Here is a 26,999-nt window from a genome sequence, read left to right as displayed (position 1 = left end):
CGCCCGTGGACACGCTGAAAGCACGCGACGCCCAGGAGGTCGAGGACGCAGTGCGCGCCGCGATCGCCAATGAGCAGCCGATCGAGATCGTCGGTCATGGCAGCAAACGCTCCGTCGGCCAACTGATGGCGACCAATGCGGTGCTGGAGCTGTCGGCGCTCAATGCCGTCACCGCTTACGAGCCGAACGAGCTGATCATCACCGTGCAGGCCGGCGCGCCGATGGCCGACGTGCTGTCGCTGATCGATTCCAAAAACCAGCAATTCGCCTTCGAGCCGATGGACACCGCCGCGTTGCTCGGCACCGCGCCGGGGGCAGGGACCGTGGCGGGGATGATTGCGGCCGGTCTCGCCGGTCCGCGGCGGATCAAGGCGGGTGGCGCCCGCGATCATCTGCTCGGCGCCAACGCGGTGTCCGGCTTCGGCGAGAGCTTCAAGGCCGGCGGCAAGGTGGTGAAGAACGTCACGGGCTACGATCTTTGCAAGCTGCTTGCCGGCTCCTGGGGCACGCTGGCGGTGATGACCGAGGTCACCCTGAAAGTGACGCCCCGGCCCGAGAGCGAACGGACGCTGGTGCTGCGCGGGCTCGGCGACGTCGTCGCCAACAAGGCCATGACCGCGGCGCTTGGCTCGCCTTACGACGTCACCGGGGCCGCGCATCTGCCCGGCTCGGCGCTACGCACCACCGGCGGTGCGCTGGCGGAGATTGCCCAGCCCGATCAGTCGCTGACTCTGCTACGGCTCGAAGGCATCACTTCGTCGGCGAGTCATCGCGCGCAGTCGCTGCGCACGGCGCTGAAGAGTTTTGGCGAGGCCGAACTGATCGAGGACGATGCTTCGGCCACGCTGTGGCGTGCGGTGCGCGATGTCGAGCCGTTCGCCGCCGCAGGTCCGCGAGCGCTGTGGCCGGTGTGGCGGATCGTCTGCCCGCCGGCGGCCGGTGGCGCTCTCGGCGAGCAGCTCAGCCGCGAGAGCGGTGGTGAGGTGATCTATGATTGGGGCGGCGGCCTGATCTGGGCAGCCTTGCCGCCGGCAACCGACGGCCATGCCAAAGCGTTGCGCCAGCGGGTCGAGAAGATCGCCGGCCATGCCACCTTGATCCGCGGCAGCGACGCGGTGCGGGCTGGGATCGACGTGTTCCATCCGCAGCCGGCCGGCCTCGCGGCGCTCGGAAGCCGCGTCAAGCGCAGCTTCGATCCCACTAACATTCTCAATCGCGGCCGGATGTCGCGAGGATCCGCGACATGAAGACAGATTTCAGCCTGACCCAACTCGCCGATCCCGACATCGCCGAGGCCGACAAGATCCTGCGCGCTTGCGTGCATTGCGGCTTTTGCACTGCGACGTGTCCGACCTATGTGCTGCTCGGCGACGAGCTCGATAGTCCGCGCGGGCGCATCTACTTGATCAAGGAGATGCTGGAGAGCGACAAGCCGCCGACCGCGGATGTCGTCAAGCATATCGATCGCTGCCTGTCGTGCCTCGCCTGCATGACCACCTGTCCGTCGGGTGTGAACTACATGCATCTGGTCGATCAGGCCCGCGTCCGCATCGAGAAACAGTACCAGCGGCCGTTCTGGGATCGCGTCGTCCGCGAGGCGCTGTCGTGGATGATGCCGCATCCGGGCATGTTCAGGCTCGGGATGTGGGCGGCGCGGATCGTGCGGCCGGTTGCGGCGCTGTTGCCGGGCTCGCACGACCTGACGCACCCGACGCTGCTCAGCCGGATCAAGGCGATGCTGGCGCTGGCGCCAAAGCATCTGCCGGAGCCGGGCCCTGACTCCGGGACGACGTTTCCGGCGGTGGGTCCGAAGCGCGGCCGGGTGGCGTTGCTACACGGCTGCGCCCAACAGGTGCTGGCGCCCCGCATCAATCGGGCGGCGATCAATCTGCTCACCCGCCACGGCATCGAGGTCGTGCTCGCCGCTGACGAGGCCTGCTGCGGCGCCCTGATCCATCATCTCGGCCGGGACGCCCGCACGCTTGAATACGCGCGCACCAACATCAAGGCCTGGCTGGCCGAAATCGAGCGCGGCGGGCTCGACGCCATCCTGGTGACCACCTCCGGCTGCGGTACGGTGATCAAGGATTACGGTTACATGCTGCGAGAAGATCCGGAGTATGCGGCCGCGGCCGCAAAGATTTCGGCGCTCGCCAAAGACATCAGCGAATATGTCAGCGGCCTCGAACTGTCATCGTCAGGTCCTCATGACGATGTCGTGGTCGCTTATCACTCCGCATGTTCGTTGCAGCACGGCCAGAAAATCACGCAGATCCCCAAAGAACTGCTTTCCAAGACTGGATTCGTGGTGAAAGATATCCCGGAGAGTCATTTGTGTTGTGGTTCGGCGGGCACGTACAACATTCTCCAGCCTGACATCGCGACCAGATTGCGCGATCGGAAGGTCGCCAACATCGCTTCCGTCAAGCCGGATATGATCGCCGCGGGCAATATCGGCTGCATGGTGCAGATCGCCAGCGGAACGGAAGTCCCTGTTGTGCACACGATTGAACTTCTCGATTGGGCGACAGGCGGGCCCCGTCCTGCTCCGCACTGATCGGAGCCTGGAACGCCGGTCGCGGGGCGAGTGATTGCTGGCCGAGCAGCAATCCGCACAACTGGAGGACGACCATGGCGAAAGACAAGAAGTCGAAGAAGAAGGACAAGGCCGACAAGAAGGCTGAGAAGTCCAAGGCCAAGAAGAAGTCCAAGCTGCTGCTGGCCGCCAAGGCAGGCAAGAACAAGAAGAAGAGCAAATCCGCCGACAAGGCATCGGCCAAGAAGGACAAGTCGAAGCCGAAGGCTAAATCGAAAGCCAAGCAGGTCCCGAAGGCCAAGTCCGCCTCCAAATCCAAGGCCTCCGCCGGTAAGTCTGCCAAGAAGGCGGTGAAGAAGGCCTCCGCCAAACCCGGCAAGAAGGCGGCAAAGCCGGCAGCCAAGTCCGCCGCTAAGTCCCCGGCCAAGTCTGTAGCGAAGCCCGCGAAGAAGAGCGCTGCCAAGTCGGCTTCGGGTAAGCCGGCCAAGGCCAAGGCCGCCGCGCCAAAGGCTTCGGCTGCGACGGCTCCTGGGGCTAAGAAGAAGGCGACCAAGGCACCCGTCGCCAAAACCGCGGCGAAGGCTCCTGCCGCTAAGCCGGCAGCGCCCAAGCCGAAGCCTGTGTCCCGCAAAGCGCCGAAACCCACTGAGGTCGCGCCCAGCGCGGCGGCCGAGCCGGTTGCTCCGCCGCCTGCTGCTCCCAAGAAACCGCGCAAGCCACGCGCGAAGAAGCCGGTGCCGGTTGCCGTCGAGCCGGACGAGACCCACCACGAGGCAGTGTCCGAGCAGGTCGAGGCGACGCCGGAGACCGAGGATGTTGCCCCGGCTGAGCCGTTTCCGGCCGACGAGACCACATCGGCAGCAGACAACGAGCCGATCGAGTCCTCTGCAGAGACCGATTCGATCGAGACCTCGGGTGATCCCCAGTCGCACGCCACCGAGGCGGCCGGAGAGGAGGAAGCCCCCGACGAGGAGTTTGACCACGCCGAGTCGGCTAAGCCGGCGGCAGACCCGATGTAATTGAGACGGTAATCCGATCCTTGTTTTGCAGAGGCCGCGGTCGTGGACCGCGGCCTTCGTCGTTGCGGCTACCAGCGAGCTCGACAACCAGCACGCCTCGGGCGCCCCTTGGTCGTGGGTATCGCAGCGATTCGGTCCTGGGCCTGTTACTTGTTACTTAGCCAAAAGTGTTGCTCTAACCGCCCTGTCTCGTGAATTTGGCCTACGAGCCGTTCGCAAAGCAGTGATTTTCTTGCAACACTCCCCAACAACGAATGGTTGAGTGTGCGGGATTGCACAAAAAGTCGGCATCTGCATGTGTTTTTTGCTTCACGGTTTTCGTGAGGCACCGCACAGTGATGTCACAATTGGTTTTGTGCAGGTCGATGTCGCGTCCTTGAACTTCGGGTCCGGCTGGCTTGGAAACGATGGGGATCAAAATGAAGAAGACAATCTTGTCGGTCGCGGCTTTGCTCGCAGTCGGCGTGGGCTCGGCCTCGGCGGCTGATCTGCCCGCCAAGGTGTACACCAAGGCTCCGCCGATCGTGGCGTTCGATCCGTGGGACATCGCGTTCGGCGCGGCCGTCATGAACGACTACGTCTTCCGTGGCGTCACCCAGTCGAACCACAAGCCCTCGGTCACCGCCTATTTCGAGCCGCGCTACAACGTCACCAAGGACCTGCAGCTCTACGTCGGTACCTCGTTCGAGAGCATCTCGTTCGCCAACCGCGCTGCGGCTGAAGTTGACATCTACGGCGGTATCCGCCCGACCTTCGGCGCCTTCGCGTTCGACTTCGGTGTCTGGGGCTACCTGTATCCGGGTGGGTCGTGCGTTGATACCGCGGCGGCTGGTCTTGGCACCTTGTGCGCGGGCGACACCAACGCGATCTCGCTCGTCAACGGCAACGTCATGAAGAAGGACGTGAGCTTCTACGAGGGTTACGCCAAGGTTCTGTGGACCATCAACGACAGCTTCGCGCTCGGCGGCAACGAATGGTATTCGCCGAACTTCCTGAACACCGGTGCCTGGGGCAACTACGCGTCGGTGACCGGCAAGTATACCGCCCCGACCACCCTGTTCGGTGCGAGCGGCGTCGGCATGTACGTGTCGGGTGAGTACGGCCGTCAGTGGTTCGGTACGACTGACGCCTTCTATGGCAACATCAAGCTGGCCGATTACAATACCTGGAACGTCGGCGTGGGCTTCACCTACAAGGTGTTCACCCTCGACCTGCGCTACTCGGACACCGATCTGTCCCAGGCGAACTGCAACGCGTTCACCAGCGACTTCACCGCCTCTGCCAATGGAAGCTTTTCGTCGATCAATCAGACCGGCGTTGGTTCGAAGTGGTGCGGTTCGACCTTCATCGCCAAGCTGTCTGCTGACGTGACGCTGGGCGCTCTCAAGTAAGACGACATCCCTTCTGGGGGGATGAGGGCGGCAGAGCAATCTGCCGCCCTTTTTGTTTGTTCTCGCCTTGAGGGGCGGGACTTTTGACGGCCTTTTCGCGAGCCTTCTGGCTTCCCCCCTCCTGGGCTTGGCCGCCTGGTGTGGGGGCCAGCGAGCCGGCTGGATTTCGCGGCAGTCTCTCACCAGAGCGACAACGGCGGCCGATCGGCCGCCGCACGTCGTTTCGATCTCTAGCTTACTGCCGCGTTGGATCGAGCAGATGGTGGATCAGCTGTCCGCAAGCCCCACTTCGGGAGCCACCGCTTTGGCCCGGTCCTGCAGGGTGAAGCTGTTGCCGGTGCGTGACAGCACCGCGTCGCGCTGATGGAAGGCTTCGAGCGTCGAGCGGTGGCCGATCGAGACGATCGTGGTGCCCGGCAGCTTGCGGTCGAGCAGCTTGTACAGCGCCGCTTCGGACGGCTCGTCCAAGGACGCGGTGGCTTCGTCGAGGAACAGGTATTGCGGTGCATGGAGCAGCGCTCGGGCGATGCCGAGCCGCTGCTGCTCGCCGAGCGACAGCGTCCTGTTCCAATGGCCATGCTGATCGAGCCGCTCCGCCAGCGCCGGCAGCCCGACCTCACGCAGCACCTCGGCGACCTGAGTATCGCTGAACGCAACGGATTCGGCCGGATAGACGATTGCGGCACGCAGCTCGCCGACCGGGAAATACGGGCGCTGTGGCAGCATCATCAGCGTCGCATCCGCAGGGATTGCGATCGAGCCAGAGCCGAACGGCCAGATCCCTGCGATCGCGCGGAATAGCGTCGACTTGCCCGCACCCGATGGGCCAACGATCAGGGTCCGCTCGTTGTCGCCGATCTTGAAGCCGTCGGCACTGATCAGCGGCGCTCCGGCCGGCAGCGTCAGGTTGAGATCCTTCAGTTCGATTCCGCCGGCTGGGGCCGGCACGCGCATCACGCCTGGATTGTCGCGCCGGGTGGCGGCGCCTTCGATCGCGCGCTCGAAACCGTCGAGCCGCTGCAGGACGGACTGCCATTCCGCCAGCGTCCGGTAGGCGGTGATGAAGAACGACAGCGAGTCCTGCACGCTGCTGAAGGCGGAAGCGGTCTGCATCATGCCGCCGAGCTGCACCTTCTGGGCGAAAAAGGCTGGGGCGACGAGGATGTAGGGGAAGATGATCGACGCTTGCGAGTAGCTGGCTGTGAAGGCCGTCAGCCGCTTGGTCCGGCTCATGATCCGCATGAAGTTCTCGGCCACGTAGCTGAAGCGCGATGCCAGCTTGTCGCGCTCGGCCGGCTCGCCGCGGAGCAACGCGATCTGTTCGGCGTTCTCGCGGGCGCGCACCAGATTGAAGCGGAAGTCGGCTTCATAACGCTGCTGGCGGAAGTTGAGATCCACCAGCGGCGAGCCGATCCAATGGGTGAGAGCGGTGCCGAGCGCGGCATAGATCAGCGCGCCCCAGACGAGATAGCCGGGGATCGGGACGTCCTGGCCGAACAGATGTAGCGGCGCTTCGTTCGACAGCCCCCACAGGATCACCACGAACGAGGCCAGCGTCACCACGGCGTTGAGCAGGCCGATACCCAGCGCCAGCGTGCGCTCCACGAACAACTGCGTGTCCTCGGCGATGCGCTGATCGGGGTTGTCGGCGGCGTCGCCGGTGAGCTGCATCTGGTAATGGTTGGCGTCGTGCAGCCAGCCGCCGAGATAGCGCTCGGTCATCCACTTGCGCCACCGGATCTGTAGCCACTGATTGAGGTAGAGCTGGTAAACTTTGAGGGCGATCCAGATCGCCGCCAGCACGCAGAAGTAGATGATCTGATAGGTGAAGACGTCGTAGTTCCGCTCCTGCAGGGCGTTGTAGAACACGTTGTTCCAGCGGTTGAACAGCACCGAGAGCCCGACCACGGCGAGCTCGATGACCACGACGGCCGCGAGCAGCCCGCGGCCCATCCATTTGTCTTCGGCACTGAAATACGGCGCGGCGATCCGCCAGGCGGTCGCCAGCGTTCCTTTGATGTTGCTCACGGATGAGGTCTCCGGTGCGGGCTCTCGGGGAGTTTGGTGATTAGACGAAAGTTGTAGGTAAATTAACCTACGGCGGCTTGTCGCACCCAGTTGTCGCACCCTAGCATGATCGTGCCGGCGGCAAGCTCGGCGGTCAGCTGCTTCGCGCGTTTGTGAGCAGGCCCGCTCGCTCGGTCGTAGTCTGAGGAGGCCGCTGCCTCCCGATTGATCTCCGTGTCGGACCGGCTCGCACCGACGCGGCCAAAAGACATAACCTAAAGGGAGAGAAATGCGTGTGGAATCAAATCTATAATCCACTTGGCAGCGCCGCTTTGTCGACCCTGGCGGCGGCCGTTCCCGTCGTCACGCTGCTGGTGCTGATCGCCAGCGGCAAGGTGAAAGCTCACCTCGCTGCGATCATCGCTCTGGTGCTCGCCAACGCGGTGGCGATCTTCGTCTTCACGATGCCGGCCAACATGTCGGTCCGCGCCTCGCTACTCGGTGTCGTCACCGGCTTCTTCCCGATCGGCTGGATCGTTCTCAACGTCATTTTTCTTTATCGGGTCACTGTGGCCACCGGCCGGTTCGAGCTGCTGCAGCGTGCGATTGGCGGCGTGACCACCGACCGGCGGCTGCAGCTGCTGCTGATCGCGTTTGCGTTCGGCGCATTCTTCGAAGGTGCATCCGGGTTCGGCACGCCGGTGGCGATCACCGGCGCGGTGCTGATCGGTCTCGGGTTCTCGCCGCTCGCCGCCTCGGGCCTGTCACTGATCGCCAATACCGCACCGGTCGCTTACGGGGCGCTCGGCACGCCGATCCAGGGCCTCGCGTCGGTCACCGGCCTCGATCCTTACATCCTCGGCGCGATGGTCGGCCGGCAGCTGCCGTTCTTCTCGCTGCTGGTGCCGTTCTGGTTGATCTGGGCGTTCGCGGGCTTCCGCGGCATGATGCAGATTTGGCCGGCGATCCTGGTGACAGGTGTGTCGTTCGCGGTCCCGCAATTCGTGATCTCGAACTACATCAATCCGTGGATCGTCGACATCGGCGCGTCGCTGATCTCGATGGGCTGCCTGATCCTGTTCCTGAAGGTGTGGCAGCCGAAAGAGCTGTGGCTGTCGCCGAAGCTGCGCAGCCACGATCCCTCCACCGAAACCATGGCTCCGCCGAAAGAGCTGAGCCGGGCCCCGCTGACGCAGGCACAGCTCTGGGGCGCGTTGCTGCCGTGGATCATCGTCTGCATCGTGATGCTGATCTGGGGCAACGGCGCCTTCAAGGCCTGGGCGAACTCGATCTTCGTCTGGAACTACCCGGTGCCCGAGCTGCACAACCTGATCCAAAAGGTGCCGCCGGTCGCCGCCAAGCCGACGCCTGAGGCCGCGGTGTTCTCCTTCACCTATCTGTCGTTCACCGGCACCGGCATGCTGATCGCGGCGATTATCTCCGGGCTGTTGATGGGCGTGTCGCCCGGCAAGATGGCGACCGAGTACGGCCGCACCATCAAGGTCTGCGCGATCTCGCTGATCACCATCTCGGCAATGCTGGCGATCGGGACGTTGACGCGGCTGTCCGGCGTCGACGCGACGCTGGGCCTGGCGTTTGCTGCGACCGGCGTGTTGTATCCGTTCTTCGGCACGCTACTCGGCTGGCTCGGCGTGGCGCTGACGGGATCGGACACCGCCTCCAACGTGCTGTTCGGCAATCTGCAGAAGATCACCTCCGAACAGCTCGGCCTGTCCCCGATTCTGATGGGCGCCGCCAACTCCTCTGGCGGTGTGATGGGCAAGATGATCGACGCTCAGTCGATCGTCGTCGCTTCGACCGCGACCAACTGGTACGGCCACGAAGGCACGATCCTGCGCTACGTTTTCCTGCACTCGATTACGCTGGCGTGTCTGGTCGGCGTGCTGGTGATGCTGCAGGCCTATGTCTATCCGTTCACCGCGATGGTCTTGAAGTAACGCAGCGCGCATTGAATGGCGTCAAAGCCCCGCGGTCTCGGCCGCGGGGCTTTTCGTTGCAGGTTTCGATGGCGCCGCGGTCTGGCAAGCCGGTGCGGTTCGCGATAAACAGCGGACCGTCCTGAATAACGGCCGAGGCACCATGCACCGTCAGTCGATCTTTCGTTTCGCCGCCATCGCCGTGGTGCTGGCAGCCGGCTTCGCGACACCGTCGCTTGCGCAATCCGACCAGGAGTTTCCGTTCGGTCTGGAACTGACCCTGGACGCGCCGCCGAAGCCGGGCTCGAAGCGGATTCCGAATTTGGAAATCGGCGATCAGGGCAGCGTGCGGCTGGAGCTGTGGTGCAAGGGCGGGGTTGGGCAGTTTTCGGTCGCCGGCAGCACCGTGATCTTCATGCCGGGCGCGATCGAGGATCGCAATTGTCCGGCGGACCGCGCTCAGGCCGATGATGCGCTGGTCGCAGCGCTTGCCGCGTCGACAAGCTGGAGCCGGCAAGGCGATTTCGTCAGTTTCACCGGTGGTCCGCAGCCGCTGCGGTTCCACCTCAACACGAACTGACGCTATTTCCGATCCTGCAAGATCAGCTCGGCGCATCCTTCCGCCGCCTGCACCACACCGCTGTAGCCGCCGATGCCCGCGTAAGCCGACGACAGATACAGGCCGGGCAGGGCTGTGCGCGGCGTGCGATAGGGCGCTTCGGAATTCGGCAGCAGCGGAGCAAAGCCGTAGACCGCACCCTGCGGCGCACCGAGATATTGCTGCACCGAAAACGCGGTGTTGAACGCCGCGGCCGTTACTGCGCCGGCGAGGCCCGGATAGCTGCGGTCGAGATGGGCGAGCAGCGCCTGCTGCCAGCGGGCGCGCTTGGCCCGATAGGTGTCCTGATCGAGGCCATCCCAGTTCGACACCCGATCCGGTCCGACCACCGACAGCACGAAGGGCGGTGACGGCACCCCGGAGTCGATCGCGGTGTAGTCGGCGATCGCCAGCGGCGGCATCCGCTCCCCGGGCTCGTCGGCCATCAGCGTCTTGGCTTCGGCATAGGACACCAGCGTCGTCATCCAGTCCGGCAGCAACTGGGTGGCGTAGCTGCTGACGCCAAATTCGCGCGGCGGTTTGGACAGGCCGAGCGTCAGCGCGAACAGCGACAGCGACGGTGTCCGATCGGCGTAGCTGTCGGTCAGCAGCTTCGCCTGGTCGGCCGGAAGCAGACTTGCCAGCGTCGAAGGCGCTGCATTACCGATCACGGTCGAGGCTTCCACGATCTGCGGATCGCCGCCGTCGCGGGCCATATGGGTGACCTGATGCGGCCCGCCGTGATCGCCCATCACTACGCCGGAGACGACGCGGCGGAGCAGCACCTCGCCGCCGGCCTTGCGCACCGCGCGGGCCAATGCGCTCGACAGCCGTTGCGAGCCGCCCTGGATGAAGCGCGCACCGCTGAGCAGGAAGCTGCCCTGCACCATCGCGAACAGCACCCACCACAGCGCGGCAGGATCATCGTGGACGTAAGACAGGTTGCCGGCGACGGCGCACTTCACCGCTTCGTCGTCGCCGAACAGCGCCTGCAGCTTGTCGCCGAGCGAGGCGTGCCAATCGGGATATTCCGGCGCGAGCGCCATCACCGCGTCGAGGCCGCCATCGCCGAGCGTTCCGGCGAGGCGCTCGAGCTCGCCGAGCCATTGCGTGATTCCGGCGCTCGCGTGCGGAAAGCGCTTGTTCAGCGCGTCGCGCGCGGCGGCGAATTCGTCCGGGAGCGTGAAGGGTTCGCCAACCGCACCGCCGCGCATCTGATACAGCGCCCCGGCGGGAATCCACTGCACCGCGTCGAGCACGCCGGCGCGGCTCAAGGCGCGGTGTTTTGGGTCGCGGACGTGCTGCGGGTTGCCGGTGATGTGCAGCGAGCCTTCGACGAACAGTTCGCTGACCTTATAGCTCGAGGCCGCGCCGCCGACCGAGTTACCGCGCTCGATCACCAGCACCTTGCGGCCTTCGCGGGCCAGGATCGCGCCCGCAGTCAGGCCGCCGAGCCCGGCGCCGATTACCACTGCATCAAAGCGCGTCATTCAGCCGATCATCCTGCCATCCAAGGGAAGCGCTTCATTGCCGCATTGCAGCGGCATGTCAAATCGCGGTTCCATGATCTGGCGACGGCCGATCCTGGGCGCTTGCGGCGCGCTATTGCCAGGTCGAGCTTTCGGAATCCCAGCGCTGGCCCTTGAGCTCTTTGGCGAGGGCTGCGACGGCGCCGCCATCGGGGCGCGGTTCGCCTTCCTCTTCGCCGGGAGCGTCGTCGTTGAGGCCGAGCCGCGGCGGCGCATTCTCGTCGACCGTGGTGTCGCTGGCATTGCCGAGCCACAGCATCAGCTTGTCGGTGCCGCCCGGCTTGTCGGCGCTGACCAGCGCTTCGACCGTGATCACCTCGGTGAGCTGCAGTGCCGGGAAGGTCTCGCTCGGCCGCTTGAAGGTCATCTTCAGCTTGCCGCTTGCATCATCCCACACCGCCGAGGCGAGCTTGGCCTCCAGCGTCTGCGACAGGATCGCGGTGACGGTATTGGCGATCTTCTCGCGATTGAGCTTGCCGCCGTCGCGCCAGCCCGCCGCCGGGAACAGGATGGTGCGGTCCATGTCGACGATGCCGTTGGTCCAGCCGGCCGCCGCGACGCCGGGGAACGCCTTGGCCTTGGCGATCACCGCGGCGGCGCGTTCCGGATCGACCGTGAGGTTGACCACCAGCTTGCCGGCGCGCAGCGCATCGCAGCCGATGCTGAGGCTCGACAGCGACACTTCGACATTCTCGGTCTTCAGCGTCTTCAGGAAATCCGAAGCGCCTTCGAGCGCGACGCGGACCCCGACGGCTTCCGGCGACACCGCGGTGAAGTCCTTCGGCGCCTGCGCGATACTGTCGTCGACCGACTGGTTCTCCTGGAATTCCTTTTCGCTGAGATCGGCATTGTCGGTCGAGGTGATTTCGTGCGTTGCGGTTCCGATCCCGATCACGCCTTTGAAGTCGAACGTCTCGCCATTCGGCCGCTGCTGCAGGCTGACCGACACCGGCGCCTTGCCGCCGAGCGTCTGCGTCGTTCCGGTCAGGGCCTGGCCGTTCGGGGTCAGGGTGACGACGAAGCGGTCGCGGCGGTCGGACGTCTTCGAAGGCGAATAGCAGACGTCGAGCTCGGCCGAGGTGACCGTCTTGCCCTGACGCTTCTCCTTCAGGATGACGTCGGCGCCGTCCATGAAGCCGTCGATGGCAGTGAAATAGCGCGTCTCGTTGGCCGGCGGCGCTGCCGATTTCGTGGCGGACTTGCTCTGAGCCAGGGCGACATCGGTCGCCGGCAGCAGCGCCAGCAGGCTGAACAGGAATGCGCGCATCACGTGAACCTCGCGAGAATCAGGCTGCATCGAACCTAAAGCTTTTTGGGAGCCGAGTGGACAACGGTTCGCCGGGACACAACGCGTCAGAACCGGAAATGCTCTAGTCGATTCGAATTGAATCCGAACCAAGGCGCGCGAGCGGCGGCGCCAAAAAACAAGGCCGCCCGGAGGCGGCCTTGCGTGATCGATCTTCAGTGCGACAGGCGCGGGCTTAGAAGCCCATGCCGCCCATACCGCCCATGCCACCGCCGGCCGGCATTGCCGGGGCGTCGGCCTTCGGCAGCTCGGCGACCATCGCTTCGGTGGTGACCAGCAGCGAGGCGACCGACGAGGCGTCCTGCAGCGCGGTGCGCACGACCTTGGCCGGATCGACGATGCCCTTGGCGAGCATGTCGACATAGTCCTCGCTCTGGGCGTCGAAACCGAAGGTCTCGGACTTGTTCTCGAGGATCTTGCCGACCACGATCGAGCCTTCGACACCGGCGTTCTCGGAGATCTGGCGGATCGGAGCTTCCAGCGCCTTCAACACGATGTTGATGCCGGCCTGAACGTCGGCATTGTCATTGTTGATGCGGCCGACGGCCTTCTTGGCGCGCAGCAGGGCGACGCCGCCGCCCGGCACGATGCCTTCCTGAACCGCAGCGCGGGTCGCGTTCAGCGCGTCCTCGACACGGTCCTTCTTCTCCTTGACCTCGACCTCGGTCGCGCCGCCGACGCGGATCACCGCGACGCCGCCCGCGAGCTTGGCCAGACGCTCCTGCAGCTTCTCACGGTCGTAGTCCGAGGAGGTCTCCTCGATCTGCGCCTTGATCTGCGAAACGCGGGCTTCGATCTCCGGCTTCTTGCCGGCGCCGCCGACGATGGTGGTGTTCTCCTTGTCGATCACCACCTTCTTGGCGCGGCCGAGCATCTTCAGCGTCACGGTCTCGAGCTTGATGCCGAGGTCTTCCGAGATCAGCTGACCGCCGGTCAGGATCGCGATGTCTTCCAGCATCGCCTTGCGGCGATCACCGAAGCCCGGCGCCTTCACGGCCGAAACCTTGAGGCCGCCGCGCAGGCGGTTGACCACCAGGGTCGCCAGCGCTTCGCCTTCGACGTCCTCGGCAATGATCAGCAGCGGCTTGCCCGACTGCACCACCGCTTCGAGCACCGGCAGCATCGACTGCAGGCCCGAGAGCTTCTTCTCGTGCAGCAGGATGTAGGCGTCGTCGAGTTCGACGGTCATCTTCTCGGCGTTGGTCACGAAGTACGGCGACAGATAGCCGCGGTCGAACTTCATGCCTTCGACGATGTCGACTTCGGTCTCGAGCGACTTGTTCTCTTCGACCGTGATGACGCCCTCGTTGCCGACCTTCTGCATCGCCTGGGCGATCATCTTGCCGATCGGCGCGTCGCCGTTGGCCGAGATGGTGCCGACTTGGGCGATTTCAGCCGAGGAGGCGACCGGCTTGGCGCGCTTCTGGATGTCCTTGACCACGGCCGCGACCGCGATCTCGATGCCGCGCTTCAGGTCCATCGGGTTCATGCCGGCCGCAACGGCCTTGGCGCCTTCACGGACGATCGCCTGGGCCAGCACGGTGGCGGTGGTGGTGCCGTCGCCGGCGAGGTCGTTGGTCTTCGAGGCCACCTCGCGCACCATCTGCGCGCCCATGTTCTCGAACTTGTCCTCGAGCTCCACTTCCTTGGCGACGGTGACGCCGTCCTTGGTGATGCGCGGGGCACCGAAGCTCTTCTCGATCAGCACGTTCCGGCCCTTCGGACCGAGCGTGACCTTCACGGCGTTGGCGAGCACGTCCACGCCGCGCAGCATGCGGTCGCGGGCCTCACCGGAAAACTTGACGTCCTTGGCTGCCATTCATTCGCTCCTGATGTCTCGATGCTGTCGCGATGCGGCTTAGCCGACCACGCCCATGATGTCCGACTCCTTCATGATCAGGAGTTCTTCGCCGTCCAGCTTGATCTCGGTGCCCGACCACTTGCCGAACAGCACGCGATCGCCGACCTTGACGTCGATCGGGGTCAGCTTGCCGGTCTCGTCGCGGCCGCCCGGGCCGACGGCGATCACCTGGCCTTCCTGCGGCTTCTCCTTGGCGGAGTCCGGGATGATGATGCCGCCCTTGGTCTTGGTCTCGGCATCGATCCGCTTCACGACGACGCGGTCATGGAGAGGACGAAAATTGATTTTAGCCATGGGCTATCCTGTGTGTTGCTGGAGGGGCTTTGGCGTTCGAGTGCCGGTTCGTGATCGCGGCTCGTATTCGTGTCCGCGTGTTGGCAGTCGTACTGCAAGAGTGCTAATTGTGCGCCCGGAAATATGGCCTGCTGCTGTTCCTGTCAAGCTGACGGGCTTAAGGGCTTGGTGATGCCGGTGTAAGATGGTCCGTCCGCCGGACGGGACACTGTTCATCGGCGCGACCGCATTGCCTGCTGCGGCATTTTGCGGTTGTGTGGGGTCGGGGCGAACGGGGCGTTTGCTCGGGGAGAAATCATGGTCAATTCACGCAACGCACGCGCGTCGCTCAATCTGGGCATGGCGTCGCTGATGGCGCTGGGGCTCGGCGCGTGCGGCAGCATCGGTGGCTTCAGCCTTGGCGGTTCGCAGCCGGCTGCAGTGCAGGAGCCGGCGGCGCCGCCGGAACTGCCCGCCACCATCCGCTCGGAAGAGATCGTCGGCCGCTGGGGTCTGGCGTCGTATCTCAATCCGTCCGACCGGGCCCGCACCGAAAAGGCCGCGGTCGCGCAGTGCAAGAATCCTTACGTGATCGGTGCCGGTCCGACCGGCGGCGTGATCATGCATCTGGCCGACCAGGCCACCCCGCAGGAGCTGCGGCTGAAGGGTTCGCAAAGCGGCAAGAACTATATCGGGCCGGCCGGTCCGATCGGTGAGCAGGACCGCGAGATCGTGTCGTTCGACGGCCGCGTGATGATCACCCGCTTCGTCGACAAGGACGCCGCCACCCGCTACGGCAATATGGTCTATGTCCGCTGCGCCCCGCGCGCCTGACCTCTGCCAAATATCCAGGGCCGATCTGATTCCATGACCCGATGAGCGGACTGCGCAGACTGGTGTCCGGACCGGAGCGCGCGGTCGGCGTTTTGGCGGTCACCCAGATCCTGTGCTGGGGCATGCTGATCTATCCGCCGGTCTTGACCATGCCGCATCTCGCCGCGGCGCACGGCTGGTCGCTGGCCTTCGGGATGTCCGGGTTTTCGCTGGCCCTGGTGATCTCCGGCATCCTGTCGCCGGTCATCGGCGGTCTGATCGACCGCCACGGCGGCAACGTGGTGATGGCGCCGGGAGCATTGGTCGGCGCGCTCGGCATGGTGCTGATCGCCGGCATCGACCTGTGGCCGGTGTATTTCGTCGGCTGGGCGCTGCTCGGCGTCGCGATGGCCTCGACGCTGTACGATCCGGCGTTCGCCACGCTGGCGCGGCTGTTCGGCACCACCGCCCGGCGGCAGATCACCTTCGTCACCTTCGCGGGCGGCTTCGCCTCCACCGTCGGCTGGCCGGCGACCCATCTGCTGCTCGACGCAGTCGGCTGGCGCGGCACCTATTTCGCCTTCGCGGCGGTGCTGGCCTGCGTGGTCGCGCCGCTGCATGGCTTGGTGCTGCCGCGCAAGGCGGCGCCGTCGGTCGTTGCGCCGAGCCCGAACCCGCATCTGATGCCGGCGGAGCCGCTGCGCCCGGAGGGGCGCCCGTTCGTACTGATCGCGACCGCCTTCGCGATCTACGCCTTGATGCTGTCCGGGGTGACGTCGAATCTGCTGGCGATGTTGCAGCGCGGCGGCCTCGACGCCGGCACCGTGGTGACGCTCGGCGCGCTGTTCGGCCCGTCGCAGGTCGCGGCCCGGCTGGCGGACTTCCTGCTCGCCGGCCGGACGCATCCACTCTGGATCGCGCGCGGGGCGGTGACGCTGATGGCCTGTTCGTTCGCGATGCTGGCGTTTGCCGGCCCGTCGGTGCTGGTCGCCGGCGTGTTCTGCGTGGCGTTCGGCGCCGCCAATGGCGTGATGACGATCGCGCGGGGCAGCCTGCCGCTGTTGATGTTCGGAGCGCAGGGCTATGGCCGGGTGATCGGCCGGATCGCGCGGCCTGCGCTGTTCGTGCAGGCGTCGGCGCCGTTCATCGTAGCGGCGGCGGTGGAGCGGTTTTCCGACGCCACCGTGATCGAGGTCGGGATGGTGTGCGCCCTGGCGACGCTGGGATGTTTCCTGGCGCTGCAGCCGCCACGCGCCGCCGAGCGGTGCTGAGGCGGCAGCCGGCGATCAGTTGAACATCGCGTCGATGTCGTCCTGCGAGGCGTGGCCGTCTTCGCCGAGCGCGCGCGGGCCGTTGAGCAGCTTGGCGTCGTCGTCGCGGTTGTCGACCACCGCAGGCGCGTGTGACTTGATCTCGTCGACGCCGCCCCAGATCTCCATCATCTGCACGATGTGATGCTCGATGAACTTCATCGTGTTCATCACCTTGCTGATGCGCTGGCCGGTGAGGTCCTGGAAGTTGCAGGCCTCGAAGATCGAGATCACCCGCTCCTGGATTTCTTCGCTGAGCGCCTGCTGCTGATCGGCCGAGTTGACCTTGCCGAGCGCGGTGGCGGCCTGATCGATCGCTTCCGCAGCTTCGAGGATCTGCTGCGTGGCTTCCTCGGTGCCGCCGACGACCGCGCCGAGCTCGCCGTTGACCTTGGCCATCTCCTCGCCGCTGAAGCTCTTGGAGTGCAGCACGGCGATTTCGCGCTTGGTCTGATCGATCGCGTTGTGGATCAGATCGAGTTCGATCTTCAGCTTCTCGCACTGCTCGACCTGAGCCTTGTAGCTCGCCAGCAGCGCTTTGGTCTCGGCGGCTTCCGCCGCGAGCGAAGCGTCGATTTCTTTGTTGGTACCTGACTCGCCGGTGGCGGGCGCAGGATGGACGCCGTTGACGATCTGGGCTCGGATCGCGCGTAGCTCCGCCATCAGGTCGCGATTAGTCGGACCCGCTTCGAATTCGATCGGTGCGAGCATCGGCGCTGCGCCGAGCGTAAGTTCTTCAATGCGGAAACGCTTGCGTTGGAAGGACATCGGTCGGTTGATCCCAGTTCAAGGCACCGGCTTGTCGTAGCGGCATCTGTTTAACGGTGCGTTGCGGATCGGAACCTGCATTTTCGCTAAGTAATAGGACGAGCGAACGCACTGTTAACCATGGCGCAGCGGCATTCATCGAAAATAAACGCTGATCTCAGGAATGGGCGTTCCAGAGCGTCATGGTGAATCCGTTTGCCGCCCGCGTTTACCAAACCGATCCGGTTTTGGTTTCTGATCCGTTGCGTTCACCGCCGCAAATTTCGGCGAGTCCACGACGAAACGGTGCAGAGTACGTCGATGTTCAACAAAACTACCCTCGCGTTGCTGACCAGCGTGTCCTGTCTCGCCGCTGGCTATCATCCCGCCGTCGCTTACGAATTTTCATCGAGCCCGGAGCCGACGGTGGTCTATGCCGAGCCGCAGCCCGCCCCTCCGGCGCGGGTGCGCACCGCCTATGCCGACCGCCCGAATCTCGGCGGTGGCTTCATCGAATTCCTGTTCAGCGATGGCGCTCCGCCGCCGTCCTCGCGGTATTATCAGCGTGAGCCGGCCTATGAACAACGCCGAGAGTACATCGCGCCGACCGCTCCGCAGCTGATGCAGGAGCAGGAAGCGGCGATCGAGCCGGCCCATCCCGAGTTCGATCCGCGCTACGAAAAGCAACTTGTTGATTACCATGGCGGCGAAAAAGCCGGCACGATCGTGATCGATACCCCGAACAAGTTCCTCTACCTGGTGCAGGGCGATGGCAAGGCGCTGCGCTACGGCGTCGGCGTCGGCCGTCCCGGATTCACCTGGTCGGGTGTGAAGACGATCACCGCCAAGCGCGAATGGCCGGCGTGGACACCGCCGAAGGAAATGCTGGCGCGCCGTCCCGATCTGCCGCGTCACATGGAAGGCGGGCCGGCCAATCCGCTCGGCGCGCGGGCAATGTATCTCGGCTCCTCCCTGTACCGCATCCATGGCTCCAACGAGCCGTGGACGATCGGCACCAACGTCTCCTCCGGCTGCATCCGCATGCGCAACGAGGACGTCATCGATCTGTATGGCCGCGTCGGCGTCGGCACCAAGGTGGTGGTGATCTGATCGGTCGACGCAAAGACTGAGCCTGCTCACGACAACGGCCGCCCTAGTGGGCGGCCGTTACACGTCGGCGGGTGCTGGAGAGCTTTAAGCGAAGTCGCTGTCGCCGCCGCCGTCGAAATCGTCGGAGTCCATATCCATGTCGTCGCGGTCGTAGCCGGCGTCGGCGACCTGGTCGTAATCGTTGTTGTTCTGATCCGTCATGCCGTAGCGCGAGCTGTCGTCGACGCCGCCGCGCTGTGAGCCGATGTCACCAAGCCCGGCCTGCTGCGCGAGGTTGCCGCCCGAGGAGTCGCTGCCGCCCCATGGGCTCTGCAGGCCGTTGCCAAGGCCGCCCTGGTCGGCGAGGCTCTGGTGCGAGCCGCCGCCCATCATGCCGCGGATGCTGGAGAGCAGCAGCGAGCCACCGACCACGCCTGCTGCGGCCGCCGCTGCGGTGCCGAGGAACGAGCCGCCGCCGCCACCGCCGCCGCCGAACGGCGAGGCGCCCTGGCCGCCGAACGGGCCGCCATACTGGCCCTGCGGCTGACCATAGGGTGCCTGCTGGGGCTGTCCGTAAGGCGGTGCGGCGGATTGCTGGCCGAGCACCTGCCCGGTGTTCCAGGCCGGACGGCTACCCGCGCCGGGCGGCGGGACGTTCGGCACCGAGCCGCGTTGCGGCGCTTGGCCTTGGCCGAAAATCGCGTCGCGCATCGAATCGAGAAAGCCGCCGCGCTCCTGCGACTGCGGGCCGTGATCGGACTCCAGTTCCTGGATGCGTTCGTGCGCCCGCTTCAGCGCTTCGTCCTGGACCAGCACGGTCTGCACCAGCCCGTAAATCGCGTTCGGCGCGATCCGCAGCCCTTGCGAAATCGCAGCGGCGGCGTCCGGGTCGCGTGGGGTGGCTTCCAGGCGGGCGAGCCGTTCGAACAGATCGTCGACAAGCTGGCGTTCCTGCGGCGTCATGATGATCTCCCTGAGCATCGCTCGAACCTGCGCCGCGGCGCTCGCCGGCGGCGATCGCAGGCGCGGGTGTCGTCAAATCTAAGGAACCTTGAGGCGGCCGTAAGTCCGGCCCTGGATTAAATTTCTGTATGCGACAAAACGGCCTGACCCGGCGCCTGGGGCGGCATCGCAGCGAGGCTGACATTGTGTTTTGCAAGTAGTTCCGGGAAGCGCTCCCCGCCGAGATACGCGTATTCGCGCGCGCGCTGATCGGTGAACGGATCGAGGCTGATCAGGATGTCGTCCACCTCGCCCGGATGGCACATCACCAGGCCGCCATCGGGCAGGCCGTCGAGGAACGAGCCCATCAGCGTGTCGAAGTCGGTCTCGCGCAGGAAGTCGTAGGCGCCGGCGAAACCGGAATTGAATGCGATGCCGAATCGCGCCGCGCGGCTGCGGAACGGCGCGCTGAGCGCGTCGAGCAGCAGCGGCTTGGGATTGCCGAGCCGCCGCGCCAGCGGCACGCTGCGGCCGCATTGCCGGACCCAGGCATGCGGCGCCAGCGTCTTCACCACGCCGAGGAATGCGTCGCGCACCTGCGGAAACAGCTGCACGTGCTGATGGCCGTCGATGTAGTCCGGCGGACGGCCGAACCGGTCGGTGAAGGCTTCGATCTGGGCACTGAGTTCGGTGGCGATCACCGCGCTGTCGTGGCGGCGCAGCAGCGTGCCGCGCAGCTTGCGCCCAAGCGGCAGAAACTGACCGCCATGCAGCGGATGATAGTGCATCGTCAGCGGTGCGAACGGCGCCGTCAGGGTCGCGTGCAGCCCGATCGCAGCGTGTGGATTAGCGGCGGCGGCGTTGAGCAGCTCGGCCGCATCGTCGCGTCCGATCGCCGGACCGACCATCATCACCGAGGTGGCGTTGATGCGGCCGCGTTCGATCAGATCGCGGATCGCACGATTGACCCCGGGGCTGATGCCGTAATCATCGGCGACCAGCCAGATCCGGCGCTGGCCAGCTTCGCTCATTCTGCGGCGGACCGCTTGGCCGGATCGCCGGCATCGGTGTCGGCGCGCTTCACGCTGTGCTCGGCCACGAAGTAGATCGGCCGCGCCTTCATCTCCGACAGGATCTTGCCGATGTATTCGCCGACGATGCCGATCATCAGCAGCTGCACGCCGCCGATCGTCATCATCCCGACGATGATCGACGGATAGCCGGGCACCGACTTGCCGTCGATCCAGGTCTCCCACAGGATCGACAGACCGAACAGGAACGCGCTGATCGCCAGCACCACGCCGAGCAGGCTGGCGATCCGCAGCGGCGCCACCGAGAACGACGTCAGTCCTTCGATCGACAATCCGATCAGCCGCGCGGTCGAGAACGTCGTAAAGCCGTGCGAGCGTGGCTCCGGCTCGTAATCGACCCGCTTCTGGCGGAAGCCGATCCAGCTCGCGAGGCCCTTGAAGAAGCGGTTGCGCTCGGGAAGCTGCCGCAGCGCCTGCGCGGCCCGCGGCGACAGCAGGCGGAAGTCGCCGGCGTCTTCCGGGATCTTCTGCCGTGCGCCCCAATTGATCAGCGCATAAAACCCGCGCACCGCGGTGCGGCGCAGCGCCGGCTCGTTGTCGCGATGCGCCTTGGCCGTATAGACGACGTCGAAGCCGTCTTCGATCCAATGCCCCACCAATGTCTCGACCAGTTCCGGGGCGTGCTGGCCGTCGCCGTCCATGAAAAGCACGGCGCCGCGGCTGGCGTGGTCGAGCCCCGCCATCAGCGCGGCTTCCTTGCCGAAATTGCGCGACAGCGACACCACCTGCACGTCGAGCATGGTGGCCGGCAGATTGCGGGCGATGCTCAGCGTCGCGTCCGAGCTGCCATCGTCGACATACACCACTTCGCAGGCGAGGCCGTAGCGCTGGCGCAGCGTTGCGGCCAGCGTGATCAGCCGGCCGTGCAGCGCCTGCAGGCCGCCGGCTTCGTTGAAGGCCGGCACCACGATGGACAGGCCCAGCGCCGCGGCGCTACCCGCTTCGGTGGACAGACCCGAGACGTCACTCCCAAGCATCATCGATCGACTTCCGGCTTGCACGCGGCCTTGTTTGTCTCGTGACTATATGGTGGTTCCACCCGCCGGCGCCACCGGCGCCGGTCTGCTCGGCGTTATTGCGGCAGGAACGCCGCAAGCTTGCTGAACAGCGGGTTTTCCTTGTCGAACACGTAGTCCAGCGCCGCCACCGACACGGTGTCTGCGCCATGCTGCCGCAGGAAGCTGCCGAGCGCGTAGATCTGCGCCGGCGGACAGTGCAGCGTCAGCATTCCCGACGAGGTCGGGCCGCCGAACGGCGACACCACGCCGAACCGGCTGTGCGCTTCGGTCAGCAGCGCGTCGTTGCAGCCTTTGAACCGGGTGCGGACTTCCTTGTACTTGCCGGCGCGGGCCCGCGAGGCGATGTGATCGAGGATCACGCGCGCGGTTTCGCGCGCAGTGTCCGACCAGTCGGCTTCGCGCGAGGCGACCAGGTTGGCCTGGCTGCGCAGCATCACGCCGTCGTCGAGCACCTTGAGGCCGTTGGCGGCCAGCGTCGCGCCGGTGGTGGTGATGTCGACGATCATCTCGGCGGTGCCGACTGCGGGCGCCCCCTCGGTGGCGCCGGCGCTCTCGACGATCCGGTAGTCGACGACATTGTGCTGGGCGAAGAAGCCGCGCGTCAGATTGATGTATTTGGTCGCGACCCGCATCCGCCGGTTGTGCTGGGCGCGGAAGCCGGTGGTGACGTCGTCGAGATCGGCCATGGTGCGGACGTCGATCCACGCCTGCGGCACCGCCACCACGACGTTGGCATAGCCGAAGCCAAGCCCGTCGATCAGCAGCACGCGCTTGTCGGCATCGGTGATGCTTTCGCGCACCAGATCCTCGCCGGTGACGCCGAAATGCACCGAGCCGCGGGCGAGGTTGGCGGCGATCTCGCTCGCCGACAGATACGCGACCTCGACATTGTCGAGGCCGGCGATCGTGCCGCGATAGTCGCGGGCGCCGCCGGGTTTACTCAGCGTCAGCCCGGCGCGGGCGAAGAACGCTTCGGCGTTTTCCTGCAGGCGGCCCTTGGACGGGACCGCGAGAACGAACGGCGCGCTCATGCGGCACCTCCGGCGCTGGTCTGTTTCATCGCCTCGATCCAGATCGAGAAGCCGACCGCGGGGATCGGCGAGGCTGCGCCGAGTTGGCTCATCAGCCCGTCATAGCGGCCGCCGGCGACCAGCGGCTCGTCGCCATTGCCGGCATGGTGCAGCTCGAATTCGAAGCCGGTGTAGTAATCGACGCCGCGGCCGAATGCGGTTGAGAACCGCACCTTCGACAGATCGATGCCGCGGCCGGCCATGAAGCCGATCCGCGCTTCGAACTGGTCGATCGCCGCGTCGATCGCCAGCTTGGCGTCGGCGGCGAGCGCGCGCAGCGCCTTCAGCGCATCGTTCGGCGCGCCGGCGATCGCCAGGAAGCGTTTGATCTTGTCGAGCGCGTCGCGCGGCAGCGCGCCGCTCTTCAGCGTCGATTGTTCAAGGAAGCGGTCGGCGATCTCCGCCACCGAGCGGCCCCCGAGCGTGGTGGCGCCGGCGATCGACATCAGGTCGGTGACCAGCGCCAGCGCCGCCTTGCGGTCGGAGCCGGCGAGCGCGGCGAGCACGCCTTCGTATTCGTTGCTGGTCGAGGGCGCGAGCGTCAGCCGCTCCAGGTCCTGCGCCAGGCTGGCCTTGCGATGAAAATCCTTCATCAGCCGGCGACGCCACACCGGCATCAGGTCGAGCGCATCGATCAGCGCGGCGAACAGCGCGACGTCGCCGGTGCGGACCTCGACCGCGCTGACCCCGAGCGCGGTGGTGGCGCCGAGCGCCAGCGCCAGCATCTCGGCATCGGCCGCGGCGCGGTCCTGACGACCGAACGACTCGATCCCGGCCTGCAGGAATTCACTCGGCTTGCCGCCACGCTGCCGGAACACCGGGCCAAGATAGCAGAACCCCTCCGGCTGGCCCGCGGCCCTGGAGGCGAGGTAGTCGCGCGCGACCGGGATCGTCAGGTCCGGGCGCAGGCACAGTTCCTCGCCGGTGGCGTCGGTGGTCAGGTACAGGCTTTTGCGGATGTCCTCGCCCGAGAGGTCAAGGAACGGTTCGGCGGGCTGCAGGATCGGCGGCGTGGCCTGGGCATAGCCGGCCTCCGCGAAGGATTGCAGCAGCGCCTCCGCCCACGCGGCGGATCCGGTCGCGCGAGTGGCGGCGGTCTTTGTCATGATCGGTCAGTCCTGCGGTCCCGGGCAGGGAGGGGTGGAACAGAAAACGCTAGTCGGCGCAGCCCTTAACACGGGTGAATGACAGATTCGACCGTCATCCGCCGGGCGGTGGGCGAGGCGGGGGCGCCAATGGTCGAATATTACCTAATTACCCTTCCAATCGCCCATCACCGCCTGAACCAGCGTCAGCGCTGCCACCGCTGCCGTATCCGCCCGCATGATCCGCGGGCCGAGCGCCAGCCGCAGGATGTTGGGCTGTTTCAGCAGCAGGGCGCGCTCTTCGGTGGAAAACCCGCCCTCTGGCCCGACCAGCAAGTCGACGCCCTTCGCCGCCGCATCCCGCGCGCCCTGAAGCGCGGCGACCGGATCGGCGATTTCGGCGTCCTCGTCGCAGAACACCAGCAGCCGTTCGCCGTTCGCCCGGCCGGCCAGGAACCGGTCGAGCCCGATCGGTTCGTTGACCTCCGCCAGGCTCAGGATACCGCATTGCTCGGCGGCCTCGATCACGTTGGCGCGCATCCGGTCGGTGTTCAGGCGGTGCACCTGGGTGTGCTGGGTGAGCACGGGCTGCAGCCGGCCGGCGCCCATTTCCACAGCCTTTTGAGCCATATAGTCGAGCCTGGCGTGCTTCAGCGGGGCGAACACATAGGCGACATCGGGCAGGCGGTCCTGCGGCCGGGTCTGCTCCGCCACCTCCAGCGCTTCCGGCCGCTTGCGGCCCGCGATGGTGGCGCGCCACTCGCCGTCTCGGCCGTTGAAGGCCAGCACGGCGGCGCCGGCACCGAGCCGCAGCACATTGCCGAGATAATTGCTCTGGTCGCGCTCGAGCGGCACCTGCGCACCGGGCGCGAGGGCGGCATCGACGAAAAGGCGGGGGCTGCGGAAGTCGTATCGGCTCATCGGCTGGGTCTCACGCGCCGCTTCTAACCCAATTTTTCAAGAATATCAGCCGCCTGTGGGGCGAAGCGCCGCGCTGCCGCCCCAATCGGCGGGTTGTTAAGGGCGATCCGGAATCGTAAAAGGCCCCAACGTCGTTTTTCGACGCGTCATCGGGCCAACGGGGACCATCGAACCTTGCCGGAGGAGCAGCCTTGATCATCCGACGTTTGATCGTACCGGCGTTAGCCGCCGCATTTGCCGTTCAAGCCGTCCCGGCGCTGGCCCAGGGCGCGTTCCCGGCGCCGTTGCCGAACCAGTCTTCTTCTTCTTCCTCGGCCTTTCCTGCGCCGCTGCCGAACCAGTCGTCGTCCTCGTCGGCTGCATCGAGCAACAGCTCGGTGTTTCCGCCGGTGAACAGCTCCGGCGGATCGTTCCCGGCCGCGGGCGCAGGTCCGATCGCCGGTGGCGGCGGGGCGTTCGGTCCGCCTCCCGGCGCCGCGCCGATGGGGCAGCAGGCCGGCGGCGAAGCCTGCATGAACGACTTCCTCAAGCTGCGGAAAGAAGCCGAGAAACGCGGTCAGGCGATTCAAGCCGCCGGCAAGCGCAAGGCGCCGGCCTCCGAGGCCTGCAAGCTGATCGGCGCGTTCTCCAGCTCCGAAACGGCGATGATCAAATACGTCGTCAGCAATTCAAAGCGCTGCGGCATCCCGGACGACATTGCCGAACAGCTCAAGACCGGCCACAAGCGCACCGAGCAGATGCAGAAGCAGGTCTGCAGCATCGCCGAGCAGCAGCAGCGCGGGCCGGCGGGTCCGAGCTTCGCCGACGTGCTCGGTTCCTCCAGCGCCACGCCTGAGGCCAACACCTCTGCCAAGAAGTTCGGCGGCACCACCTTCGATACCCTCAACGGCAACGTGCTGGCGCGATGAGCGGAATTCCGGCCAGCGGCGCGGCCGGGCGGGTCGCCGACTCCACGGGCAACTGGGTCGACAACCATGCGCCGCTGTGGACGCGGCCTTATCTGAGGCTGGCGCGGTTCGATCGCCCGATCGGTTCCTGGCTGCTGCTGATGCCGTGCCTGTGGTCGGCGGCGCTCGCCGCCGGCATGGCCCACGACCTCAGCCGCCTGCCGCTGTTCTGCGCGTTGTTCTTCATCGGCTCGTTCGTGATGCGCGGCGCCGGCTGCACCTGGAACGACATCACCGACCGCGATCTCGACGACAAGGTCGAACGTACCCGGTCGCGGCCGATCCCGGCCGGGCAGGTCACCGCCAAGCAGGCCGCCGTGTTCATGGTGCTGCTGTGCCTGATCGGCCTCGTCGTGCTGCTGCAATTCAACAGTTTCGCGATTCTCACCGGCATCGCGTCGCTGATCATCGTTGCGGCCTATCCGTTCATGAAGCGGATCACCTACTGGCCGCAATTCGTGCTCGGCCTCGCGTTCTCATGGGGCGCGCTGATGGGCTTTGCCGGCACGTTCGAGCGGCTCGATCTGGTCGCGTTCGCGCTGTACGCCGGCTCGATCTCTTGGGTGATCGGCTACGACACTATCTATGCGCATCAGGACGCCGAAGACGATCTGATGGTTGGTATCAAGTCGACCGCGCTGCTGTTCGGTGAGAACACCAAGCTGGCACTTGTGCTGCTGTTCGGTCTGGCGGTGAGCCTGATCGGCGTGGCGCTGAAGCTTGCCGATGCCGGCTGGTTCGCCTGGATCGGCCTTGCCGCGTTCGCGGCGCATCTGGTGCAGCAGATCGTGCGGGTCGATATTCACGACAGCCCGCTGTGCCTGAAGCTGTTCAAGTCGAACCGCGACGCCGGCTTGCTGCTGTTCGGCGGCCTGGTGGCCGACGCCGTCTCGCGCACGATGGCGTGAGGCCGGGCAAGCCCGGCGCTCTCATCCGATTTCCGATTAGTTGCGCGCGATGATCTCGCGTTCGCCGCCGAAGCACTTCGGCGCGTCGAGCAGGCGGCCGACCCGTCGGCGCATCAGGAAGCGCGGACGACGCTTGCTGATCACGTGATGACGGCGGCGGCGCTGCGCGGGTTCGCGCTGCTTGTCTTCGGGCAGCTGCGGCAGTCCGAAGATTTCACTCCAGAGCGCCCACATGCGTTCGATCTCCTCGGGATCGTCGCTGATCCCGAGCGGGATCGACAGCGACGGATCGCGGTGCACCAGCATCAGCATGCGGCCGTCGTCGAGACCTCGGCAGCCGATGCCGCGGAAGTCGCTGACGCTGACGTTCACCGCCATTCGCATGCCGGCGACGGCGCGGCGTAGCACGACCCGCTCGCGGTGTAGTTCGATTTGCCGGATGCCGCCGTCGGCCCGCACATCGTGCGCGTCGAAGCGGATCGGCAGTGAGAGAGGGTCGAGCCGCAAGTCGCGGCTCGACCCGGCGAGGTTAGCCCCGCCTGTTGCTGTTTGACGCCTCACGGCTTTGATCTCCCCGCCGGAATTATGTTCCCGGTCGAT

Annotated in this window: 24 protein-coding genes; 11 read left to right on the top strand and 13 right to left on the bottom strand. The window is 65.8% G+C overall.

The genetic code is table 11. From position 1 onward, the window contains the following. The first annotated feature begins 5 nt into the window (after positions 1-5). The 4 genes from DY467_RS05620 (at position 6) to DY467_RS05605 (ending at position 4,946) form a co-directional block, all read left to right on the top strand. Positions 6-1,247, top strand: a complete 1,242-nt coding sequence (locus DY467_RS05620; RefSeq protein WP_164634491.1) for an FAD-binding protein — start codon at positions 6-8, stop codon at positions 1,245-1,247. Continuing rightward, positions 1,244-2,557 carry a glycolate oxidase subunit GlcF gene (glcF, locus tag DY467_RS05615; protein ID WP_164634489.1) on the top strand — a complete coding sequence of 438 codons (1,314 nt, stop codon included), beginning with the start codon at positions 1,244-1,246 and terminating at the stop codon, positions 2,555-2,557. Before DY467_RS05620 ends, glcF begins: the two co-directional genes overlap by 4 nt. A 74-nt stretch (positions 2,558-2,631) precedes the next feature. Continuing rightward, entirely contained in the window at positions 2,632-3,555 is a 924-nt protein-coding gene (locus tag DY467_RS05610) for a hypothetical protein (RefSeq protein WP_164634487.1), read from the top strand. A 419-nt stretch (positions 3,556-3,974) separates the two neighbouring features. Further along, positions 3,975-4,946 carry a TorF family putative porin gene (locus DY467_RS05605; protein ID WP_164634486.1) on the top strand — a complete coding sequence of 324 codons (972 nt, stop codon included), beginning with the start codon at positions 3,975-3,977 and terminating at the stop codon, positions 4,944-4,946. 267 nt (positions 4,947-5,213) lie between these two features. Here DY467_RS05605 and DY467_RS05600 read toward each other — a convergent pair whose 3' ends face one another. After that, positions 5,214-6,974, bottom strand: a complete 1,761-nt coding sequence (locus tag DY467_RS05600) for an ABC transporter ATP-binding protein/permease (RefSeq protein WP_164634484.1) — start codon at positions 6,972-6,974, stop codon at positions 5,214-5,216. Between the two features lie 272 nt (positions 6,975-7,246). Here DY467_RS05600 and DY467_RS05595 point away from each other — a divergent pair, with 272 nt between their 5' ends. Then, a complete protein-coding gene (locus DY467_RS05595) occupies positions 7,247-8,911 on the top strand; it encodes an L-lactate permease (RefSeq protein ID WP_107343289.1) in 1,665 nt (554 codons plus the stop codon). 142 nt (positions 8,912-9,053) lie between these two features. After that, positions 9,054-9,470, top strand: coding sequence for an META domain-containing protein (locus tag DY467_RS05590; protein WP_164634482.1), 417 nt, complete (start codon positions 9,054-9,056; stop codon positions 9,468-9,470). A 2-nt stretch (positions 9,471-9,472) separates the two neighbouring features. On the opposite strand, the gene DY467_RS05585 is transcribed toward DY467_RS05590, so the two are convergent. The 4 genes from DY467_RS05585 to groES all read right to left on the bottom strand — a co-directional run bounded on the left by DY467_RS05585 (position 9,473) and on the right by groES (position 14,478). Beyond that, complete coding sequence (locus DY467_RS05585) at positions 9,473-10,978, bottom strand: phytoene desaturase family protein (protein WP_164634480.1); 1,506 nt, start codon at positions 10,976-10,978, stop codon at positions 9,473-9,475. A 112-nt stretch (positions 10,979-11,090) separates the two neighbouring features. Then, positions 11,091-12,284 carry a hypothetical protein gene (locus tag DY467_RS05580; RefSeq protein ID WP_107343292.1) on the bottom strand — a complete coding sequence of 398 codons (1,194 nt, stop codon included), beginning with the start codon at positions 12,282-12,284 and terminating at the stop codon, positions 11,091-11,093. Between the two features lie 214 nt (positions 12,285-12,498). Beyond that, positions 12,499-14,142: a chaperonin GroEL gene (gene groL / locus DY467_RS05575; protein WP_107343293.1), complete on the bottom strand. Its 1,644-nt coding sequence runs from the start codon at positions 14,140-14,142 to the stop codon at positions 12,499-12,501. Between the two features lie 39 nt (positions 14,143-14,181). Next, on the bottom strand, positions 14,182-14,478 hold the full coding sequence (groES, locus tag DY467_RS05570; protein WP_011156705.1) for a co-chaperone GroES: 297 nt from the start codon (positions 14,476-14,478) through the stop codon (positions 14,182-14,184). A 297-nt stretch (positions 14,479-14,775) separates the two neighbouring features. Here groES and DY467_RS05565 point away from each other — a divergent pair, with 297 nt between their 5' ends. Both DY467_RS05565 and DY467_RS05560 read left to right on the top strand, forming a co-directional pair. Further along, positions 14,776-15,291: a hypothetical protein gene (locus DY467_RS05565; protein ID WP_107343295.1), complete on the top strand. Its 516-nt coding sequence runs from the start codon at positions 14,776-14,778 to the stop codon at positions 15,289-15,291. A 41-nt stretch (positions 15,292-15,332) separates the two neighbouring features. Beyond that, positions 15,333-16,541: an MFS transporter gene (locus DY467_RS05560; protein WP_164634478.1), complete on the top strand. Its 1,209-nt coding sequence runs from the start codon at positions 15,333-15,335 to the stop codon at positions 16,539-16,541. A 15-nt stretch (positions 16,542-16,556) separates the two neighbouring features. On the opposite strand, the gene DY467_RS05555 is transcribed toward DY467_RS05560, so the two are convergent. Next, positions 16,557-17,348: a protein phosphatase CheZ gene (locus DY467_RS05555; RefSeq protein ID WP_107343297.1), complete on the bottom strand. Its 792-nt coding sequence runs from the start codon at positions 17,346-17,348 to the stop codon at positions 16,557-16,559. Positions 17,349-17,648: 300 nt separating this feature from the next. On the opposite strand from DY467_RS05555, the gene DY467_RS05550 reads away from it, so the two are divergent. After that, positions 17,649-18,437 (top strand): L,D-transpeptidase, encoded by a 789-nt coding sequence (locus DY467_RS05550; protein ID WP_164634476.1) that lies wholly within the window; start codon positions 17,649-17,651, stop codon positions 18,435-18,437. A gap of 84 nt (positions 18,438-18,521) precedes the next feature. Here DY467_RS05550 and DY467_RS05545 read toward each other — a convergent pair whose 3' ends face one another. From DY467_RS05545 to DY467_RS05520, 6 genes are all read right to left on the bottom strand, one after another. Continuing rightward, positions 18,522-19,379 (bottom strand): DUF2076 domain-containing protein, encoded by an 858-nt coding sequence (locus tag DY467_RS05545; protein ID WP_164634474.1) that lies wholly within the window; start codon positions 19,377-19,379, stop codon positions 18,522-18,524. Between the two features lie 116 nt (positions 19,380-19,495). Further along, a complete protein-coding gene (locus tag DY467_RS05540; protein WP_164634472.1) occupies positions 19,496-20,389 on the bottom strand; it encodes a ChbG/HpnK family deacetylase in 894 nt (297 codons plus the stop codon). Then, on the bottom strand, positions 20,386-21,429 hold the full coding sequence (locus tag DY467_RS05535) for a glycosyltransferase family 2 protein (protein WP_164634470.1): 1,044 nt from the start codon (positions 21,427-21,429) through the stop codon (positions 20,386-20,388). The genes DY467_RS05540 and DY467_RS05535 overlap by 4 nt, the downstream gene beginning before the upstream one ends. A gap of 92 nt (positions 21,430-21,521) precedes the next feature. Continuing rightward, complete coding sequence (gene hisG / locus DY467_RS05530; protein WP_164634468.1) at positions 21,522-22,499, bottom strand: ATP phosphoribosyltransferase; 978 nt, start codon at positions 22,497-22,499, stop codon at positions 21,522-21,524. Further along, on the bottom strand, positions 22,496-23,644 hold the full coding sequence (locus DY467_RS05525) for an ATP phosphoribosyltransferase regulatory subunit (protein ID WP_164634466.1): 1,149 nt from the start codon (positions 23,642-23,644) through the stop codon (positions 22,496-22,498). The genes hisG and DY467_RS05525 overlap by 4 nt, the downstream gene beginning before the upstream one ends. Before the next feature lie 144 nt (positions 23,645-23,788). Next, complete coding sequence (locus DY467_RS05520) at positions 23,789-24,544, bottom strand: 16S rRNA (uracil(1498)-N(3))-methyltransferase (RefSeq protein ID WP_164634465.1); 756 nt, start codon at positions 24,542-24,544, stop codon at positions 23,789-23,791. A 191-nt stretch (positions 24,545-24,735) separates the two neighbouring features. Here DY467_RS05520 and DY467_RS05515 point away from each other — a divergent pair, with 191 nt between their 5' ends. Beyond that, positions 24,736-25,452, top strand: coding sequence for a hypothetical protein (locus DY467_RS05515; RefSeq protein WP_164634463.1), 717 nt, complete (start codon positions 24,736-24,738; stop codon positions 25,450-25,452). After that, on the top strand, positions 25,449-26,399 hold the full coding sequence (gene ubiA, locus DY467_RS05510) for a 4-hydroxybenzoate octaprenyltransferase (RefSeq protein WP_107343306.1): 951 nt from the start codon (positions 25,449-25,451) through the stop codon (positions 26,397-26,399). Before DY467_RS05515 ends, ubiA begins: the two co-directional genes overlap by 4 nt. Before the next feature lie 36 nt (positions 26,400-26,435). Here the strand turns inward: ubiA and DY467_RS05505 are convergent, their stop codons facing one another. Further along, positions 26,436-26,960: a DUF6101 family protein gene (locus tag DY467_RS05505; protein WP_107343307.1), complete on the bottom strand. Its 525-nt coding sequence runs from the start codon at positions 26,958-26,960 to the stop codon at positions 26,436-26,438. Positions 26,961-26,999 lie beyond the last annotated feature (39 nt).

It is taken from the genome of Rhodopseudomonas sp. BR0G17, assembly GCF_010907025.1.
GTDB lineage: Bacteria > Pseudomonadota > Alphaproteobacteria > Rhizobiales > Xanthobacteraceae > Rhodopseudomonas > Rhodopseudomonas palustris_H.
Note: the sequence above shows the minus strand (reverse complement) of the source record. Positions and strands in the feature narration are given on the sequence as shown.